We start from the raw sequence: 16,383 nt of genomic DNA on the forward strand, positions 1-16,383 counted from the left end.
GCCTGTGACACTACTGTGTGGATTAAGCAGCCATGGAAGCAGGAACGTCATGCTGGAACCGACCCGAATCACGCTCGCCCGCCACGCGGCGGGGTATAGCACCCTGGATCTCGCCCGCCTGGTTCAGGTCGGCGAATCCACCGTCCGCCGCTACGAAACCTGCGGCGCCCCCGAGGCCCTGGCCGGGCAGCTGGCCGGCGCGCTGGGCTGCGCCCCGGGCTACTTCCACCGCCCGCCGGCTGCCGGGATCGATGTCGAACGCATCTTCTTCCGCACCCCGCGGCGCATCAGCCGGGCGCAGAAAACCGCCTGCTCGGCGCTGGGCCGCACCGGGGTCGAACTCTACAACCTGATCACCGCCGACTACACGCTGCCGGACACCGAGGTGCCCGACTACACCGGGTTCGACCCGGAGGCCGCCGCCGCGCAGTTGCGCCTGGACTGGAACCTGGGCTGCGGGCCGGTGCCCGACCTGATCTACGTGCTCGAATCGCGCGGCGTGCGGGTGCTCAGCCTGGCCTCCGGGACCAGCTTCAGCTTCTGGGAAGAGGGGCAGGCGTTCATCTTCCTGGCCGCCGGGGACCGCGCCGAACAGCGCCACCAGCTGGCGCACGAGCTGGGCCACCTGCTGCTGCATTCCGCGCTGGGAGCCGACGGGCATGCGGCGGCCGAAGCCGAGGCGGAGGCGGAGCAGTTCGCCGCGCGCCTGCTGCTGCCGGCGCTGTCGCTGCAGGCGCGCATGGGCGACACCCTGCAACTGCCGCAGCTGCTTGACCTGCAGGAGCTGTTCGGCGTCCCGGCCCGGATCATCCTGTCCCACGCCCGCGAATGCGGCATGCTCGGCGACGCCAGCTACAGCTGGCTGGTGCAGGAACTGGCGCTGGAACCGGCGCCGCGCCGCGCCCCGCTGGCCTCGCGGGTGTTCTCCCTGGTGTTCCCGTCGCTGCGCGGCGAAGACCGGCTGGATACCGCGCGGATCGCCGACACCCTGGGGGTGCCTGCCCGCACCCTGCACGAGCTGACCTTCGGACACGCCTTCATGGTGCTGCCGGGGCTGCGGGACGCCGCGCCGCGGGGCATGCCCGGTCACCTGCGCGCGCTGTCCTAGCGCGGGCGCCACCCTAGCGGTGCACGCCTGCCCGGACTAGGCTGGGCATTCCAGGCGGTGGCCTGCCGCCCGGTCTCGAAAGGGTACTGCCATGGACATCAACGCCGCCAAGGCCCGCGAACTGGCCGAAGAATCCCGCGAACAGGGCTGGCAGCGGCCGAGCTTCGCCAAGGGCATCTACATGGGCGAGGTCGACTTCTCGCTCATCGAACCGCTGCCCGCCCCCGATCCGGAAGCCGCCGCCCGCGGCGCGGCCTTCATCGCCGAGCTGGAGACGGTGCTGGACGGGTTCGACCCCGGGCGCATCGAGGCGGATTCCCGGGTGCCCGACGAATACATCGCCCAGCTGCGCGAGGTGGGCGCGTTCGGCATGAAGATCCCCACCGAGTACGGCGGGCTGGGGCTGAGCCTGCTGGACTACGGCCGCGCACTGATGCGGGTGGGCTCGGTCAGCCCCGCGATCGGCGCCCTGCTCTCCGCCCACCAGTCCATCGGCGTGCCCGAGCCAGTCAAGTCCTTCGGCACCGAGGCGCAGAAGCGCGAGTACCTGCCGCGCTGCGCCGCCGGGGCGATCAGCGCCTTCCTGCTCACCGAGAACGACGTGGGCTCGGACCCCGCGCGGCTGGGCACGCGCGCGACGCTGAGCGCGGACGGCGCCTACTACACCCTGGAGGGCGCGAAGCTGTGGACCACCAACGGGGTGGTCGCCGAGCTGCTGGTGGTGATGGCCGCCGTCGAACCCCACGAGGCCTGCGGCGAGGTCCCGGCCGGCAAGGGCGGGATCACCGCGTTCATCGTGGAGGCCGACGCGCCGGGCATCACCGTGGAGAACCGCAACGCGTTCATGGGCCTGCGCGGGATCGAGAACGGCGTGACCCGCTTCGCGCAGGTGCGCGTGCCGGCCGCCAACCGGCTCTCGCGCGAGGGCACTGGCCTGAAAATCGCGCTGAGCACCCTGAACACCGGGCGCCTGTCCATCCCCGCGATGTGCGCCGGCGCCGGCAAGTGGGCGACGAAGATCGCGCGCGAATGGTCCGCCGCCCGCGTGCAGTGGGGCCACCCGATCGGCGAGCACCAGGCCGTCTCCTCCAAGCTGGCCTACATCGCCGCCAGCACCTACGCGCTGGAGGCGGTGTTCGAGGTCAGCGCGCTGCTGGCGGACGCGGGCATGAAGGACGTGCGCATCGAGGCGGCGCTGGCCAAGCTGTATTCCTCCGAGGTCTCCTGCCGGATCGCCGACGAGCTCGTGCAGATCCGCGGCGGGCGCGGCTACGAGACCGCCGCCTCCCAGGCCGCCCGCGGCGAGCGCGCGGTCCCGGTCGAGCAGCTGCTGCGCGATCTGCGCATCAACCGCATCTTCGAGGGCTCCACCGAGATCATGCACCTGCTGATCGCCCGCGAAGCCGTCGACGCGCACCTGCAGGCCGCCGGCGCGCTGGCGGTGGCCGACTCCACGCTGGCGGAAAAGGCCGCCGCGGCGCGCGAGGCCTCCGGATTCTACGCCCGCTGGCTGCCCAAGCTCGTCGCCGGCGCCGGCAGCCTGCCCGGCACCTACTCGGAGCACGGCCCGCTGGCCAAGCATCTGCGCTACATCGAGCGCACCAGCCGCAAGCTGGCCCGGCAGACCTTCGCCGGCATGGCGCGCTGGCAGGCAGGGCTGGAGAAGCAGCAGGTGTTCCTGGGGCACATCGTGGACATCGGAGCCGAGCTGTTCGCCATGGCAGCGGTAATCGCCAAGACCTCAGCTCTGCTGGATTCCACCGCACCCGAGCGCTTCTCCGCCGAGACCCTGGCGCAGGCGTTCTGCGAGCAGGCCACCCGGCGCTGCGAGGACCATTTCGAGCACCTGTGGGACGGCACCTCGCACGACGACAAGGTCGCCGAGGACCTGCTCGACGGGGCCTACCTCTGGCTTGAGGAGGGTGTGCGCGACGTGTCTGAGGGCACCGGCCCATGGATTGCGCCGTGGTCCGAGTCCGGGTGCGCGGACGTCCGCCGCCTCTACGGAACGGCGGACTAGCTGCCACGCACCTGGCCGGCTAGTATCTGGTCCCGGCGGAGATGCCTCCGTCGACCGCGTACTCTCCGCCGGTGCAGAAACTCGATTCGTCGCTGGCCAAAAAGAGGATCAGGCCGCTGACCTCCTCCGGCCGGGCGAAGCGCTCCAGCGAGTTGCCGGCCAGGTCCTCCTCGGTGAGCGGGCGCAGCGCCTGGGTCAGCGCCGTCGCGACCGCGCCGGGGTGCACCGAGTTGACCCGGATACCGAAGTCGGCCAGTTCCAGCGCCGCGGACTTAGTCAGCCCGCGCAGGCCCCACTTCGACGCGCAGTAGGCGTGCCGGTTCGGGTAGCCTTCCAGTCCGGCGGTGGATGACACGTTCACGATCGAGGAAGCTCCTGACTTCTTCAGCTCGCGCACCGCCGCGCGCATGCCCAGGAAGGCGCCGGTCAGGTTGATGTCCATGACCCGGTTCCAGCTTTCCAGCGTGGTGTCTTCCAGCGGCGCGTCGTCGTGGATACCGGCGTTGTTCACCAGCACGTCCAGCCCGCCGAATTCCGCCACGGCTTGCGCCACCGCGGCCTCCCAGTCCCCGGCGTCCGCCACGTTCAGGTGCGCGTAGCTGGCGCGGTCTCCGAGCTCGGCCGCCAGCGCACGTCCTGCTTCGTCGTTGATGTCAGCGAGCAGCACGGTGGCGCCTTCCGCGATGAAGGCGCGTGCGTGCGCGGCACCCATCCCCGAAGCCGCTCCGGTAATCAGTGCGCGTTTTCCTGCAAGTCTCATGCGTTGCTTCTTTCCGTGTGGAGTTGCCGTCGTTCCGGCGGGAAGGCCCGGCGCCCGTCCGGTCCTTGGCGGCACCGGAATACCCTGCAGCGGGAAGGACGCCCGCCGTCTTTCCGGTTCCGCACGCCCGGGCACGTGGTGTGTTCCACCAAACCATCCACCTGAGACACGGTCAATCCACCCGGCGCGGCGTCGAGTGACTAGACGAAAACCGGAATTTGTCTAGCATGGGGTCATGCCACCGTACCGAAATGCCGTTGCGACTCCGTCCCTGCGCGCACGCCAGAAGGCAGCGACCCGTGAGCTGATCATCGACGCGGCAGTGGTGGTTTTCGCTGCCAGGGGCTATGAGAACAGCCGGATCGACGAGGTGGCTTCCTGCGCCGGAACAAGCCGGGCGACTTTCTACCTGCACTTCCGCCGCAAGAGCGATCTGCTTTTCGAGCTGAGACACCGAGCGGAACAAGATTTCGAACCTGACTACCGGAAACTTATTTCGCTGCTGCGCGATCCCCGGGTTGAAGAAATCCAGCAGTGGCTGCTCCGGGGATTGTCCCGCTGGGCCGAAGCAGCGGTGCTGATGCGCCCGGTCTTCGACGCCGCAGACCAGGACCGGATGCTGGCCAAACAGCTGCTGCCGGAGACTCTTCCCGGCTCGAAGCCGCTGGCCCGGGCCCTGGTCGATGCCGAGGTGTGCCCCGATGAATCGACCGCCGACGCCATGGCCATGGTTTTCATGGCACCGCTGTTCATTGCTTTCCGGCGACGGGCGTTCGGCACGCCGGTCAATGAGGAACGGCTGGCGGTTCTCACCGCGCAAAGCTGGACCGCCATGGCCGTGGAACATCTTCGGCCGGGCTCGGCGAACCACTAACGAATGCCTTGGCCACTGCCTGGGACGCGGTCACCCCGTAGTTCTAACCAGCCGCCATCTGATCGGAATAGTAAACTTTTCAGAAAAACAAGATAGTGGGTCGGTGTCCATATCCATTTGTGCGAGCTACCGGCGGGAATAGGCAGGTTAGCGGTTCTCCGCTCGCGCGACTTTCCTTGATCGTCATTGCTTCGCTGGATGATTCGGTTCTCGCCAGAGTTGTCACGTTCTCCCGGGGGCGCCTCGGATCACTGCCATCGTCCCGTCTTCAGGAGCATATGCCCGTGTCCGGCAATCGAGCGATCTATTCGGGATGCCCGCTTCGTAGCAAGGTTTGCACTGACTGAGCGCGTCTTGCGGCCGACTAGCACCGCACTCACCGAATCGGCAGCTTCTACCGCTTCGGGCTTCCAGACGGCGTTTGGGGTCGCACCGTCGATGGTATCCACACCCACTGCCATGCGCGCTGTTGTGCCCTTCGAAGCCGGTCAAGCTTTGCGCCTTCGACTTTGCTCGGCCGGGGCGGTAGCTGGGCGCGATGTGTTCGTGCACCGATTCACTGCCGCGACGTTGGACCAGTTTACCCCCGGACGACGTGCACGGGCATTCCCCCGAATGGCTGGACGGGTTCGAGGGCACCGGCATGACCACGAGCGCCGGGTCCCTTCTGAAAAGTTGATCCGGGATTTTCCGAGTCCGGCCGTGCAACCCCGGTTCCGTTGCGGGGCCAACGTCAGCGATCCTTTCAGGACCTACGGGTCAGCGATGCTGGCGTCCAGTCTGCCCGCCCGCCACAGCACCGTGGCCTGCCGCGCCCACTCGGCCAACCGCAGGGCTTCAGAGGGCGAGAAGAAGTAGGTGTTGAACTGCAGGCGCTGCTCTGGGTCCAGCTCCCTGGGCAGCAGCACCATGGGACGCGAGCCCTTGACCTTCACCGCGTGGAACAGCCCGCAATGCCGGGCGATATGGTGGATTTCGCAATACAGGTCGCTGGTCTCGATGTCGGTGCGGCCGCCGAGCTCCCACTTGTCCAGATGGTCCAGCTCGCAGCGGTGCGCCGGCATGCTGCACCCCGGATAGGCGCAGCCGCGGTAGGCGGCGCGGATCGCCCGGGCCTGGGATTTGGAAAACAGCCTTTGGGTGCGCCCGAGATCCAGGATGCGGCTCTTGCCGTTGAGCACCACCGGGTACAGCCCGGCGTTGCACACCATGGCGCGTGCCTGGCCCGCCGGAATCGGGATGCCTGAGGTGCTGACCGCGAAGTCCCGGCCGGTTTCGAGCATCTTGTCGTAGTCCAGCAGCACACCGATCTGCGGGGTGATCACCGCGTGGCCGTCGGCCGCCAGGGCGCCCGGTCCGTTGGCCTGCAGCACCGCCATCAGACCCAGCAGATGCCGCAATTCAGGGCGCAGATCCTCGAAGGGACCGGGAACCGCCGCGTCATTCGCAGCCGTTCGCGCCGTGCCGCCAACTGCGCCGGGCGGGGTTCCGGAAGGTGCCTCGGCGTCCGTGCCGGGTTCGCGGTCTGCTTCCCGGCGGTTTCCGCACTCGTTGTCGTCATCCTCGGGGCAGATATCCGCATCGAAGCCGCTGGGGCAGTCGTCGTCGGGCGTTTCGTCTCCGGTGCCGTCGGTGAAGTGGTCGCCGGCGGAGTGGTCGCCGGTGGGGTCGTCGTCAGCGGAGTCGTCGGCTGCGGAGCCGGCCTTGGCCCAGTCCGGCATGGTGGACTCGTCGTCCCAGCCGGGGGCGGAGTCGTCGTCGGTGAGCGCGGCGGCCTGCTCGGCGAGCGCGTCGCGGTTGCCGGCCATGGTTTTAGGGTTGTCGACGGCGCGGAAGATGGCGTGCATGGTTTCGCCCTGCGAGGGCAGCAGCTTGACCAGGAAGCGCTCCAGCCCGTTGCGGATGCCCAGCGGGTAGACACCGATCTGCGAGAGCAGGGCCTCGGGCGGGCGCCGCTCCCCCACCGCCTGGGCGACCAGCGCGGAGATGTGCTTGCGCGCGGTGGCCGGCTGGCTGCGGATGAGTTCCAGCGAGAGCTCCTGGAGTTCGGCCCGGGTCTGCTCCGCCTCGGGCCCGGTCCCCAGGTCCTTGTCCGCGGCCCTGATCTTGCGGGCAGCGGAGATGACCAGGCGTGGGTCGGTGTCCGGATCGTCGAAAGCTGCGGCCAGCACCGGCAGCGCGGGGCCGGCCGGCTCGCCGGCGTCGGTGACCTGTGCGATCAGGCTGTCGGCGGCGGCCAGGCGGTCGCGGGCGGTGGAGACCGGCACGTTCAGCCAGCCGGCCAGCAGGTCCAGCGCCTTCTTGAAGTGGGTGCGTGCGACGGTGGTGCGGCCGGCGGCGGCCTCGACGTCCTGGGGCGTGGGCTCCAGGCCCCCGTCGGCGATGGCCTGCAGCGAGTCCGTGTCGAGCTTGTGGGCGCCGGTGCGGCGCACGGCTTCCGCGGCGCGCAGCTGGGCGCGGCTGAGCTGCTGCGCGAGGTGCTCGATGAGCAGCGCCGCATAGGCGGCGTGCCCAGCGGGGACGTCGGGGTCGGACAGGGCGCTCACCGCCGATCCGAGCAGCCTGTCCGCCTGGGACAGGTTCATCAGTGCTTCGCTGCTGGTGCTCATGGATCCAGCGTGCCCGGGCGGCGGCAGGCTCGGGGCGACAGTACTGCACGGTGGGGATAACCCGGTGCGCGGTGATTTCCGGCGTGCCTCGCCCTGTAACAGGCGTGCGGGCTTGGACACGTACGCTTAGCCGTGCATGCGGTACCAGAGCAGCGCCACCTGCAAGCTGGCGCGGGACTCGGCGGATTCCAGCGAGACCCCGAGCTTGTCCTCCAGCTTGGCCAGCCGGGCGTAGAGCGTGGGGCGCGAGAAATAGCCGGCCTTGGCCAGGGCGGACTTGTTGCCGCCGTGGGCCAGGTAGAGCTCCAGCAGCTGCAGCCCGTCCTCGTCGAGCGGGGAAAGCAGGCCGTCCAGCTCGGTGTGCGCGAAGGCGCGCAGCCTGGCATCGGCGCCCATCGCGGAGAGCACCCCGCGCAGGCGCAGGTCGGCGAAGCGGTAGTAGGGCTGGGCGCGGGTGGGCAGGTGCGGGACGATGTGCGCGACGTGGGCGGCCTCGTCCAGCCGGGCCAGGCAGGCGGCCAGCGGTCCCTCCGCGGCGACGCCGATCGCCACCGGCTCGGCCAGCTGCTCGGCCAGCCGGCGGGTGAAGCCCTGCAACGCGGAGTCCACCAGCTCGCGGGCGCGCACCGGCAGGATGACCGCCAGGTAGCCGGGTTTCAGCGACCCGGCGAGCACCCCCAGGTGCAGGGTGTCGGCCAGCTGCTCGATGACTTCCAGCGCGGCGCGCTCGGCCAGCTGGGTCTCCGTGGGGGTGCGCTCCCCGGCAGCCAGCGAGAGCACCAGCGGAACGTAGTAGGGCGCGGCGTCCAAGCCCAGGGACTGGGCGCGCACCGCGATCTCCTTGTCGCCGTAGCCGTGCGCGGCCTGCAGCTCGTGCAGCATCGAGGTTCGCGCCTGGTAGAGCAGTTCGCGGTCGTCGCGCCCGGAAAGCCGGGCGATGGTCAGCGCCTGGCCGGCGCGCTCCAGCACCAGCGCGGCGTTGGCATCGTCCTCCAGCGCGGCCGGGACGATGAGCCGGCCCCAGCGGCGGCGGGCCGCCCCCACCGGGGTTTGCAGCCAGTTCTCGGCGCCCGCCGAGCGCCCGGTGTGCTCCAGGTAGCCGACGAAGCGGGAGCGGGAAATCCAGTCGTCGAGATCCGCGTTCGCGTGGGCGAGGACCAGGTGGCGCACGTCCTCGAGCACCACCGGAGCGTCAAGCAGCTCGGCGGTGCGCTCGACGATGGCCTGCTCGTCGGCCTCTGAGAGCGAGAGTTCGGTGTAGATCTCGTGCACGCTGCGCGAGAACTGCAGGTCTGCCAGCTGCTGGGCGACCAGCTTCTGGTGGATGACCTCGGTGATGGCCACGAAACGGACCTTGCGGCGCAGCCTGATGACGGGGAACCCGAGCCCTGCCACCTGCAGTTCCGCTTCGCCCGGTGCCTCGATGATCACGCCCGCCGCGCCGGCGTCGCGCAGTTGTTCCAAAAAGCCGCGAACGTCGGTCACGTTGCGCAGCGTGGTGAGCACCAGCTCGCGGCCGAAGAGCAGGTCAACGTTGGATTCCGACTCGGTGACGTGCACCCAGCGCAGCTCCGCGTCCAGCCCGTCGGCGCACAGCAGCTGCGGATCGGCCTCCTGCACCACCGGCAGGGCCAGCACGTCGTTGACAGTCAGCATCCTCGCACCTTTACACATCGTCGCAGCGTCACGATAAATCATTACATACTGCCTGTGTCGCAGGCCATGTTCGTGCCCGATGATGGATTCAGGAATCCATTCAAGGACAACAAGGAGCCACGATGAACACGACGCTGACATCAACCCTGCAGCACTGGATCGACAACGCCAACTACGTTGCAGACGACCGCACCGGCAAGGTCTACAACCCTGCCACCGGCGAGGTCGCCCGCGAGGTGGCACTGGCCTCCAAGGCAACCACCGAGGCAGCGATCGCCTCCGCGCACGCAGCCTTCCCGGGCTGGCGCGACACCTCCCTGGCACGGCGCACCGCCATCATGTTCCGCTACCGCGAGCTGCTCACCGAGCGCAAGGGCGAGCTGGCGGCGATCATCACCGCCGAGCACGGCAAGGTGCTCGACGACGCGCTGGGCGAGGTCGCCCGCGGCCTGGAGGTCGTGGAGCTCGCCTGCAACGCGCCGTACCTGCTCAAGGGCGAGTACTCGGAGAACGCCTCGACCGGCGTCGACGTGCAGTCCATGCGCCAGCCGCTGGGCGTCTCGGCCATCATCTCCCCGTTCAACTTCCCGGCCATGGTGCCGCTGTGGTTCTTCCCGGTGGCCATCGCCTCGGGCAACACCGTGGTGCTCAAGCCTTCGGAGAAGGACCCGTCGGCCGCCAACTGGATGGCCGAGCTGTTCGCCGAGGCAGGCCTGCCTGCCGGCGTGCTGAACGTCGTGCACGGCGACAAGGAGTCGGTCGACACCCTGCTGAACGACGAGCGCATTTCCTCGGTCTCCTTCGTGGGCTCGACCCCGATCGCCCAGTACGTCTACTCCACCGGCACTGCCAACGGCAAGCGCGTGCAGGCCTTCGGCGGAGCGAAGAACCACATGCTGGTGCTTCCCGACGCAGACCTTGACCTGGCAGCCGACATGGCGGTGAACGCCGGCTTCGGCGCCGCCGGCGAGCGCTGCATGGCGATCTCCGTGGTCGTTGCGCTGGAGGGCATCGCCGATCAGCTGGTCGCCAAGATCGCCGAGCGCGCCAAGACCCTGCGCGTGGGCGATGGCACCCGCGGCTGCGACATGGGCCCGCTGATCACCGGCGAGCACCGCGACAAGGTCGCAGGCTACATCGACGCCGGCATCGCCGCCGGGGCCACCCTGGCCCTGGACGGCCGCACCGGTACGGTGGACGCCGACGGCGAAGGCTTCTTCCTGCACCCGACCATGTTCGACAACGTCACCACCGACATGAGCATCTACACCGACGAGATCTTCGGCCCGGTTCTGTCCGTGGTCCGCGTGGAGTCATTCGACGAGGGCGTCGAGCTGATCAACTCCTCGAAGTACGGCAACGGCACCGCGATCTTCACCAACGACGGCGGCGCCGCCCGCCGCTTCGAGAACCGCATCCAGGTGGGCATGGTCGGCGTCAACGTGCCGATCCCGGTACCGGTGGGCTACCACTCCTTCGGCGGCTGGAAGGCCTCGCTGTTCGGCGACCAGCACGCCTACGGCCCGGAGGGCTTCAAGTTCTTCACCCGCAACAAGGTTGTCACCAAGCGCTGGCTGGACCCGAGCCACGGCGGCATCAACCTCGGCTTCCCACAGAACGACTAGGACCAATGACTACCGAAATCAGCGACATCACCAGCGAGCAGATCGCAGCCGGCCAGCGTGCCCACGAACTTGACCGCGAGCACGTTTTCCACTCCTGGCAGGCGCAGGGCCCGTTCAACCCGATGACGATCCTGAAGACCGAGGGTTCGTACGTGTGGGACGGCGAGGGCAACAAGCTCATCGACCTCTCCAGCCAGCTGGTGAACACGAACGTCGGCCACCAGCACCCGAAGGTCGTCGCGGCGATCATCGAGCAGGCGGGCAAGATCGCCACGATCGCCCCGCAGCACGTGAACGACGCTCGCTCCGAGGCGGCGCGGCTGATCGCCTCGCACACCCCGGGCGACCTGGACAAGATCTTCTTCACCAACGGCGGCGCCGACGCCAACGAGCACGCCATCCGCATGGCCCGCGTGCACACCGGCAAGCACAAGGTGCTCTCCGCGTACCGCAGCTACCACGGCGGCACCCACCTGGCGGTGAACGTCACCGGCGATCCGCGCCGCGTGGCCTCGGACAACGCCTCCGACGGCGTCGTGCATTTCTTCCCCGCCTACCCGTACCGCTCCTACTTCAACTCCACCACGGAGGCCGAAGAGACCCAGCGCGCGCTGAAGCACCTGGAAGACACGATCATCCTCGAGGGTGCATCGAACATCGCCGCCTTGGTCCTGGAGTCGATCCCGGGCAGCGCAGGCATCTACGTGCCGCCGGCAGGCTACATGGAAGGCGTGCGCGAGCTGACCCGCAAGTACGGCATCGTGTTCATCGCCGATGAGGTCATGGCGGGCTTCGGCCGTTCGGGCGAATGGTTCGCGGTGAACCACTGGAACGTTGTTCCGGATCTGATGACCTTTGCCAAGGGCGTGAACTCCGGCTACGTGCCGCTGGGCGGCGTGGCGATCTCCCCGCAGATCTTCGAGACCTTCCGCGAGCGCGTCTACCCGGGCGGGCTGACCTACTCGGGCCACCCGCTGGCTTGCGCGGCGGCGGTTGCCACCATCGAAGCGATGGAGGAAGAGGACCTGGTTGCCAATGCCAAGCGCTTGGGCGATGAGATCATCGGCCCGCGCCTGGCGCAGTTCAAGGCCGACCACCCGTCGGTGGGCGACGTGCGCGGAACCGGCGTGTTCTGGGCGATCGAACTGGTCACCAACCGCGAAACCCGCGAACCGCTGGCCGCCTACGGCGGCAGCTCGCCGGAAATGAACCAGGTCATCGCCGCGGCCCGCGCCGCAGGCCTGCTGCCGTTCGCGAACTTCAACCGCCTGCACGTGGTGCCGGCGCTGAACATCCCGAACGACGTGCTCATCGAGGCGCTGGACAAGCTGGAACAGGCGCTCGTCGTCGCCGACGGCTTCGTCAAGTAGCCGACCCCGCACAGCTGGCAGGAATCCCCCTGCCAGCTGTGCTTTTTAATATTCGGTATTAACAATTCGCTGGCAGATGAATGGGCCGCAGGCTCCCGCTGGTGCTGTGAAATACTGGGGTCAACCGCAAATCTTTATGGAGGAACTCATGGCAGGCGACGCTTTCCAGCCGCATCTTCAGTGGGGTGTCAAGGCCTCGTTCGTTGGATACATTGCATCGCTGGCTGACGGCCGCATCGAGGCCTCGAATGGCGTGTGGCAGGTCGGCAACGCGCTGGCCTTCCCCGTGCACCCGGCGGTGGACGTTCCCGACAACGAGATCTGGTTCAACGGGCGCGTGTCTTTCTCGGGCCACGGCGGGATGATGAAGCTCGTGCTGAACGAACCGCGCATCGAGAACCAGGGCGAGTCGATCTTCCTGACCATCGACACCCCCGAGGGCCGCACCGCCATCGCGGAACTGACCGAGACCGGAGTTTCGCACGCCATGGGCATGACCCGAACCCGGTTCTCGGCCGTGGTGACTGAAGACGGCTCCAAGATGTTCAACGGGCAGTACCCTGCCGGGCAGGCGATGGAAGAAGTCGAAGTCACCCTGCGCGGCTAGAAAACGCCTATTACAGGGAAACCCTGCACCGCACGCGCGGTGCAGGGTTTTTCAGTTCCTACTGTCGGGAGAACTCGGAGGCGCGGATGACCTGATCCTCGCTGAGCCCATGTCCCGTGTACTTCTCGAACTGCGCGGCGGCCTGCAGGGCAATCACCTCGGCCCCGGTGATGACCTGCTTTCCGCGCTCCCGTGCGGCGGCGACCAGCGGGGTCTCGCTGGGGAACGCGACCACGTCGAACACCGTTTCCGCCGCGGCGATCTGCGCATCGCTGAATGACTGGATAGCGGCCTGTTCTCCGTCCATGCCCAGCGGCGTGACGTTGACCAGCACCTGGTGGCCCGGTTCCGGATCGGCATCGATGAATGCGTAGCCGTACTTCTGCGCCAGTGCCCCTCCCGCGGCGATGTTGCGCGCGAGCACCGTGAGGTTCTCGAAGCCGGCATCGCGGAATGCCGCGACCACCGCCTTGGCCATGCCCCCGGAACCGCGGACCAGCACGTTCGCCGACGGGTCCAGCTCGTGGCGCCCGATCAGCGTGGCGATCGCCTCGAAGTCGGTGTTGGAGGCGCTGAGGTGGCCGTCGGTGTTCACGATGGTATTCACCGAGTCGATGGCCGCCGCCGAAGGCTCGATGGTGTCCACCAGCGCCATGACGTCCTCCTTGAAAGGCATGGACACCGAGCAGCCGCGGATGCCCAGGGCGCGGACGCCGGCAATCGCACCGGCCAAGTCGTCGGTGGAGAACGCCTTGTAGATGAAGTTCAGCCCCAGTTCCTCGTACAGGTAGTTGTGGAAGCGGGTGCCGATATTCGACGGCCGGCCGGACAGCGAGATGCACAGGGTCATGTCTTTATTCAGGATGGGCATGCAGAGCTCTTCCGGAGTCGGGGGGACGAGGTCTTCACCTAATATACGGCGGCTGCAAGCGACCCCGGGGCATTAAAGATGTTTTTTGCGCTCCGAGTCCTCCGGCTCCATCGATCTGGCCGCATCAGCTCCGCCGGGCTTGGAGGGGACTCGCCGTCAGTCACGTGGCATTTCGAACTTCTTGAGTTTGTGCGTGCCGTCGCAGAACGGTTTGATGGCCGAGCTTCCGCAACGGCACAACGCCACGGTTTCACGGCTTGTCGGAACAGCTTCGCCCTCCGCGTCGAGAATCTCGAAGTCGCCACGGAGAATCAGCGGCCCCTGCGGGCAGACCACGATCTGCGCTCCCTCCGCGCTCATGCCTCGACCTTTACTTTCGGCTGGCGCAGGGACGAACGGCCCCGGCCCCACGCCTCAAGCTGGTGGGCTCCCACCAGCGCGTCGATGGCGCAAGCCGCCTGCGCGCCGAAGAACACCGCTTCGGCGATGCTGGGATCCTGCTCGATCAATCCGCCCGCCAGATCGCGACCGGCGATCTGCTCGTGGACCGCATCGGCTTCCACATGCTCATCGAAGTAGTCTGTCACCGGGGAGTCGAAGCCCAGGCGCCGGAATCCGCGTGCATACCTGGCATTGGGGATCGACGATGTCATCTCGTAGATGGCAAGGTGGCCGGCGATGCTGCCGCGCAATCGACGATGCAGGCCGAAGAACGACATCATGTTGACCGACGCCAGCGTGATGGCAGGCAGCGACTCGATATAGGCTCCGAACTCGGAGTCGAGCCCCAGCCCCCGCATGGTGGTCTCGAACAGCTCGGAGTGCATGGCGCCGGGCCTGCCTGCCCCGTACTCGTCGAACTGGATCTCCATCAATGCGGACTTTCCGCGCCCTGTCAGGCGTGGAATCGCCCACGAATGCGGGTCGGCTTCCTTGAGCTGGTAGATGGACTTGTGCATGACGAATTCACGCGCCTGCTCAACCGTCGCATGCCGGGATATGTAGGTCGAGACCGATGGTCCGTCGTCCGCGCTGGCAAGGGCGAAAAGTTGTCGAGCCGTATCCTGGGCAGATCCGAGCGAGAAACTTGGATCCCCGGCGATCTGCCGCAATCGTGCCTCAAACTGTTCTTCGATCTTTGCCCGAAGGCCCAGCAGAGGCGGGTTCCATTCCCAGCGTGCATCGATGCCATCGAATCCGCGGTAGTGCAGTTCGTAGAGGACGAATAGGACAATCTGGATGTCCTCGTTATGGAGGATGTCTTCCGAGTCCAGGACTTTGAAGGCCTCATGTTCCAAACCTGACAGATCGACATCGGGGTCGTAGGTTCTCAGCACCTCGAAAAGAGATTCGCTGATCCGGCCGCGGTCTTCTGGAAGCTCCACTTCTCCACCTGCTCCTTAATGCACACATACTGAAAAAACGACTATAGGCAATGGCCAACCGGTTGACCGGGCCGGGGTACGGATTACCAGAGAATTCACACGAGGCATTCGAGCCAGCTCGAAACGCGCCAGCCAGTCATGGGTTGCTGCGGAGTTCCGAAATCGTTTCCCGGGCGAATTCCTGCTGGGCGTCGTGGACGAGTGCCGTGCCTCCCCCGCGTGCCCAGCTTGCGCGCTGCCGTTGCGCGCCGTTCCCGACAGAGGTGATCCGCGCGAAGTAGTTCTGCACGAAATCGAGATCGCCGTTGTCCGCCAGATGTTCGCCGGCATAGTCGAGCAATTGCCCCAGCACTTGCTCCGGCTCCAGTCTGGTTTCGGTTCCCGCATCGAATAGCGGTCCTGACAGGCCCATTTTGGAGGCATGCCACAGACCGAGATCCAGCAGCCGGTCCTCCACGGTCTTGGCCACGCCTCCCTGCGCGAGACCGGTATCCACCAGAGCCCTAACCAGCATGGCTATGGCCACCGATTCGTCGGCCGTCAACTGCCCGTCGGCCGTGCGCACCTCTATGGTGGGGTTGCGCTCGGACAGGCGCACGGCCCAGCCGATATGTCCAGCGTCGAGCAGGGCGCCGGAATCGAGCATTATCCGGCGCATCCGCTGGTAGTGCTCCATGGAGTCGAACGCCGGAGGAACGCCTGTCACGGACCAACGGCGGTAATGCACCATCCTCCAGGACTCAAATCCGGAAAGCTCACCGTTCCAGACCGGCGAGTTCGCCCCAATGGCAGTCAGTGCTGGAAGCCACGGGCGCAGCACGTTCATGGCCTGCAGCCCGGTTGGGGCGTCAGGGATATGCACATGGATATGCAGCCCGTTGATGTAATGCTCGCGCACGATCCCCGGCACGAACTGGCGGATATCCTCGTAACGCTGCCCTTCGGACACCTCCGTCATTCCGGGAAGGAAGGGCGGCGTGCCAGTTGCTACTGCCGCCAGGCCTGCACCCGCACACGCTTCCTGCAGCTTCTGTCGACCCAACAGCAAGCTTTCCAAGGCATCGGATGCCCTGGTGCAAATTCCGGATACAAGTTCCACCTGGGGACGGAGGAGCTCCGGGACAAGCGTTGCCCCAGCCAGGTTCTCGCCCTGCAGATCCCCCAGTAAGCCGGGCGGGAGCGTAGCCAAAGTCGCGGTCTGGGGATTCACGAGGAAAAACTCTTCCTCGATCCCGAAAGTTCTGGGCATGCACTATCCTTCCGGGATGTCGATTCTGCTTCAGCTGGAGTTTATGCGGGCTTGCGGCTCGGCTCGGCATGCCGGCTCCGAATCACAGGAAACGCAAAGAAGAACGCAACATTTCCGCGAACTGCGTCTTCCTCCACATCGCCCGAATTCCACCAGAGCTGCCACGGGTTTCTGGTGATTTCCCATGAGTTCGCGTCGCATGCATAACATCGCCACCGGACTCTCCCTACGCTGGTGCACAAGGGACCG

Annotated in this window: 13 protein-coding genes; 6 read left to right on the forward strand and 7 right to left on the reverse strand. The window is 67.0% G+C overall.

What is annotated here, in order from left to right:
• The first annotated feature begins 49 nt into the window (after positions 1-49).
• Together ACTX90_RS13650 and ACTX90_RS13655 are read left to right on the forward strand one after the other, a co-directional pair.
• The gene (locus tag ACTX90_RS13650) at positions 50-1,108 is read left to right on the forward strand and encodes an ImmA/IrrE family metallo-endopeptidase (protein WP_443442245.1); all 1,059 of its coding nucleotides are present in this window, start codon (positions 50-52) and stop codon (positions 1,106-1,108) included.
• A gap of 91 nt (positions 1,109-1,199) precedes the next feature.
• Entirely contained in the window at positions 1,200-3,128 is a 1,929-nt protein-coding gene (locus ACTX90_RS13655; RefSeq protein WP_443442246.1) for an acyl-CoA dehydrogenase family protein, read from the forward strand.
• 19 nt (positions 3,129-3,147) lie between these two features.
• On the opposite strand, the gene ACTX90_RS13660 is transcribed toward ACTX90_RS13655, so the two are convergent.
• Positions 3,148-3,888 (reverse strand): glucose 1-dehydrogenase, encoded by a 741-nt coding sequence (locus tag ACTX90_RS13660; RefSeq protein WP_047119920.1) that lies wholly within the window; start codon positions 3,886-3,888, stop codon positions 3,148-3,150.
• Between the two features lie 235 nt (positions 3,889-4,123).
• On the opposite strand from ACTX90_RS13660, the gene ACTX90_RS13665 reads away from it, so the two are divergent.
• Positions 4,124-4,762 (forward strand): TetR/AcrR family transcriptional regulator, encoded by a 639-nt coding sequence (locus ACTX90_RS13665; protein ID WP_443442247.1) that lies wholly within the window; start codon positions 4,124-4,126, stop codon positions 4,760-4,762.
• Positions 4,763-5,514: 752 nt separating this feature from the next.
• On the opposite strand, the gene ACTX90_RS13670 is transcribed toward ACTX90_RS13665, so the two are convergent.
• Both ACTX90_RS13670 and ACTX90_RS13675 read right to left on the reverse strand, forming a co-directional pair.
• Positions 5,515-7,371, reverse strand: coding sequence for an HNH endonuclease signature motif containing protein (locus ACTX90_RS13670; protein WP_047119921.1), 1,857 nt, complete (start codon positions 7,369-7,371; stop codon positions 5,515-5,517).
• A gap of 126 nt (positions 7,372-7,497) precedes the next feature.
• A complete protein-coding gene (locus ACTX90_RS13675) occupies positions 7,498-9,027 on the reverse strand; it encodes a PucR family transcriptional regulator (RefSeq protein WP_052772468.1) in 1,530 nt (509 codons plus the stop codon).
• Positions 9,028-9,149: 122 nt separating this feature from the next.
• Between ACTX90_RS13675 and ACTX90_RS13680 the strand changes: the two genes are divergently transcribed.
• From ACTX90_RS13680 to ACTX90_RS13690, 3 genes are all read left to right on the forward strand, one after another.
• Positions 9,150-10,652 (forward strand): CoA-acylating methylmalonate-semialdehyde dehydrogenase, encoded by a 1,503-nt coding sequence (locus tag ACTX90_RS13680; RefSeq protein ID WP_047119922.1) that lies wholly within the window; start codon positions 9,150-9,152, stop codon positions 10,650-10,652.
• A 5-nt stretch (positions 10,653-10,657) separates the two neighbouring features.
• Complete coding sequence (locus tag ACTX90_RS13685; protein WP_443442248.1) at positions 10,658-12,022, forward strand: aspartate aminotransferase family protein; 1,365 nt, start codon at positions 10,658-10,660, stop codon at positions 12,020-12,022.
• A 148-nt stretch (positions 12,023-12,170) separates the two neighbouring features.
• A complete protein-coding gene (locus ACTX90_RS13690) occupies positions 12,171-12,629 on the forward strand; it encodes an HtaA domain-containing protein (protein WP_443442249.1) in 459 nt (152 codons plus the stop codon).
• A gap of 58 nt (positions 12,630-12,687) precedes the next feature.
• On the opposite strand, the gene ACTX90_RS13695 is transcribed toward ACTX90_RS13690, so the two are convergent.
• From ACTX90_RS13695 to ACTX90_RS13710, 4 genes are all read right to left on the reverse strand, one after another.
• Entirely contained in the window at positions 12,688-13,500 is an 813-nt protein-coding gene (locus ACTX90_RS13695) for a shikimate 5-dehydrogenase (RefSeq protein WP_443442250.1), read from the reverse strand.
• A 156-nt stretch (positions 13,501-13,656) separates the two neighbouring features.
• On the reverse strand, positions 13,657-13,860 hold the full coding sequence (locus ACTX90_RS13700; RefSeq protein ID WP_047119925.1) for a CDGSH iron-sulfur domain-containing protein: 204 nt from the start codon (positions 13,858-13,860) through the stop codon (positions 13,657-13,659).
• Positions 13,857-14,885, reverse strand: a complete 1,029-nt coding sequence (locus ACTX90_RS13705; protein ID WP_443442251.1) for an iron-containing redox enzyme family protein — start codon at positions 14,883-14,885, stop codon at positions 13,857-13,859. Before ACTX90_RS13705 ends, ACTX90_RS13700 begins: the two co-directional genes overlap by 4 nt.
• 136 nt (positions 14,886-15,021) lie before the next feature.
• Entirely contained in the window at positions 15,022-16,134 is a 1,113-nt protein-coding gene (locus tag ACTX90_RS13710) for a carboxylate-amine ligase (RefSeq protein WP_443442252.1), read from the reverse strand.
• Positions 16,135-16,383: the final 249 nt, after the last annotated feature.

The organism is Glutamicibacter soli, from assembly GCF_052322135.1.
GTDB classification, from domain to species: Bacteria; Actinomycetota; Actinomycetes; order Actinomycetales; family Micrococcaceae; genus Glutamicibacter; species Glutamicibacter soli.